The organism is Moorena sp. SIO2C4 (assembly GCF_010672485.1).
GTDB lineage: Bacteria > Cyanobacteriota > Cyanobacteriia > Cyanobacteriales > Coleofasciculaceae > Moorena > Moorena producens.
The window spans coordinates 1-2,620 of sequence record NZ_JAAHGN010001043.1; the positions used below are offsets into that span (position 1 = coordinate 1).

A 2,620-nucleotide genomic window follows, 5' to 3' on the forward strand; every position below is an offset into this window, starting at 1 on the left:
TAGAATCCCTGGCTAGCTCCAACAAACTAGTAGGTAACGTCTCTGCCTTGGATTCCAACTGGACTCGTCAGGTGGTCTTGGTCACGACTCGCGATCGCTTAGATATTCCACCAATTCAGCATTTTTGTAAACTGGTGCGTCAGCTGGACATGCCAACAGTTCAGGCTTGGAACCTCCAGCTGCCAGCCCTTGCTCAAGCTTGATCACTGTTTCCAGCTTTGGACTAATCACCGATGAGTAATGCCTTCAGGGAATTATTAAAGAAAGTGGGCAGTGGTGTGCACACTGGCAAAGCGTTAACTCGTGAGGAAGCCACCACTGCAACCCGCCTCATGTTGACACAAGAGGCTACACCAGCGCAAATTGGAGCATTTATGATTGCCCACCGCATCAAACGACCGACCAGTGAAGAACTGGCAGGGATGTTGGATGCTTATGACCAACTTGGACCAAGGTTACACCCCTGGGACATCAACCATGGGCAAGATACCTCTCGGTCAGTTTCTTCTTCTCCATCCCTGGGGGTTACAGCGTTAGGAACACCCTATGATGGACGAAGCCGTACTGCACCAGTCACACCCCTGACCGCCTTAGTCTTAGCTACTGCTGGGGTACCTGTGGTCATGCATGGGGGAGATTGTATGCCCACTAAGTATGGAGTCCCCTTAATTGAGATTTGGCAGGGATTGGGCATGGATTTCTCCCAACTTTCTGTGCCCCAGGTGCAACAAGTATTGGAGACAACTGGCTTAGGATTTATCTATTTACCCCAGCATTTTCCCCAAGCTCATCAGTTAGTTTCCTACCGCGACCAAATCGGTAAACGTCCACCCATAGCAACCATGGAACTCCTCTGGTCTGCCTATAGGTCTGCTGATCAAGCAGAGACTCATTATGTGGCCGGGTATGTTCATCCACCTACAGAAAATCTGTTTAGACAGACATGTCAGCTGCGTCTGGTCAAGAATTTTACCTTTGTCAAAGGCTTAGAGGGTAGCTGTGACCTACCACGCGATCGCACTGCCATCATAGCGATTAGTCAACCATCAGCCAGTCAAGGGTTTGAACGTCTGCTACTCCATCCGAGTGAATACGGTTTGGCTGGCAAGGAGGTACCGTTTGAGTCAACCACTAAACTGCTGGCACAGTACCAGGAAATCCTAAAGGGTAAATCCAACCCATTGATGCCAGCCGCGATCTGGAATGGTGGCTTTTATCTGTGGCGTTGTGGTGTTTGCCCAGATTTTAGAGCAGGTCTGGCCAGGGCTGAAGATTTATTCACCAGTGGTAATGTGGAGCAAAAATTTAAGGAAATTGTTGATTACTTACACAAGCTTAAATAAACAGAAGGTAAGTATTCAACTATCAGCTATCAGCTATCAGCTTATGTGCTACTTGATGTGCTTATGGGCTATGGGCAATCTAAATGAAGTCCCAGCGTCGAAGCCTGTGCCACCCACGCTACTTGATGTGCTTTTGAATAAAACAAGTAAGCATTGGTTTAATCTCTGTTACGTCAGCCATTCCCTTAGCGTGAGCCAAGGGAATGGCTGACGGCTGACGGCTGACGGCTGAATGCTTACACTCAACCAAATTACTGAACCAAGGTTCTTGCCGGAGGTGGCGCAAAGGTCGGAGACAATTGGGAGGGATATTGATTAACAGAAATACAAGTGTTTAGAGCCTTGTCAGGGCTAGCGACATTGGCACTATTCAAGCCAATAACACATTCAGAAAATTGCTCTGGCAGGAGGCTACGACGGCAGTGATCCAGCACTGAGTTAGCATTTATGTTTTCAATCTTATTGTCAATATCAACCACACAGCTAGCCAATTCCAAAGGTCGTCGGACTCGTGTACAAGCACCTAAGGCTTTTTGGCCTGCTAATGAGGTCAGTACCTTAATTTTCAGTACACACAAGGATAAATCCTCAGGTTGTAGTGCCTCTGAACAAGCTTGTGATGCGATTTCTGAAGTGATATTGGCCGCTTTAAGATCTTTGGCACACAAACTAAATTGATTCCCAGCAGTGGCAGCACCATTAGGAATCCCTAGGGTTACTAGGCCAGCGATTGCCAACTGAGTAGTACAAAATTTCAATAAAGATGTATGTCTAAACCTGCTTTGCTGCTTCATAATTAGTCTTAGTGGATAAAATTTTATAAGCTATCAATTATAAACGCTCAATTATAAACAATCAAGGTATTGATTATGTTAGACGTTGATTAGGGTTCCGTGGTAAATCCATCACTAACTACCAATCAACTTAGCTCGTTTTTAACAACTTGCTATGATAGTCGATATTTTCAACCCCTAATCTGACAATTAGTCATTCTTTGTAAGCTATCTCTAAGGTAAGCTCTCAGCTCTCAGCTCTCAGCTCTCAGCTCTCAGCTCTCAGCTCTCAGCTCTCAGCTTTTGAATAAAACAAGTAAGTATTGGTTTAATCTATGTTACGTCAGCTGACCGCTGACCGCTGACCGCACCTCAAGTAGCGTGCGCGTAGCGCATATGCTTACTCCCTAAGGAATATCTAATCTGTTTATACCTATGCCTATGCGATTCTACCAGTTTTTAAGTCAAACAGTTCGCTCACTTTACTCTAATAGGCAGGGGACT

Annotated in this window: 3 protein-coding genes and 1 pseudogene; 2 read left to right on the top strand and 2 right to left on the bottom strand. The window is 45.8% G+C overall.

Translation table 11 applies throughout. From position 1 onward, the window contains the following. Both F6K20_RS33365 and F6K20_RS33370 read left to right on the top strand, forming a co-directional pair. Positions 1-203: pseudogene (locus tag F6K20_RS33365) on the top strand (LysR family transcriptional regulator); the annotation flags it as partial. A gap of 30 nt (positions 204-233) precedes the next feature. Further along, complete coding sequence (locus F6K20_RS33370) at positions 234-1,343, top strand: anthranilate phosphoribosyltransferase family protein (RefSeq protein ID WP_008182617.1); 1,110 nt, start codon at positions 234-236, stop codon at positions 1,341-1,343. Between the two features lie 118 nt (positions 1,344-1,461). On the opposite strand, the gene F6K20_RS33375 is transcribed toward F6K20_RS33370, so the two are convergent. Both F6K20_RS33375 and F6K20_RS33380 read right to left on the bottom strand, forming a co-directional pair. After that, the gene (locus tag F6K20_RS33375; protein WP_267872019.1) at positions 1,462-1,593 is read right to left on the bottom strand and encodes a hypothetical protein; all 132 of its coding nucleotides are present in this window, start codon (positions 1,591-1,593) and stop codon (positions 1,462-1,464) included. Between the two features lies 1 nt (position 1,594). Beyond that, positions 1,595-2,137 (bottom strand): hypothetical protein, encoded by a 543-nt coding sequence (locus tag F6K20_RS33380; RefSeq protein WP_008182615.1) that lies wholly within the window; start codon positions 2,135-2,137, stop codon positions 1,595-1,597. Positions 2,138-2,620 lie beyond the last annotated feature (483 nt).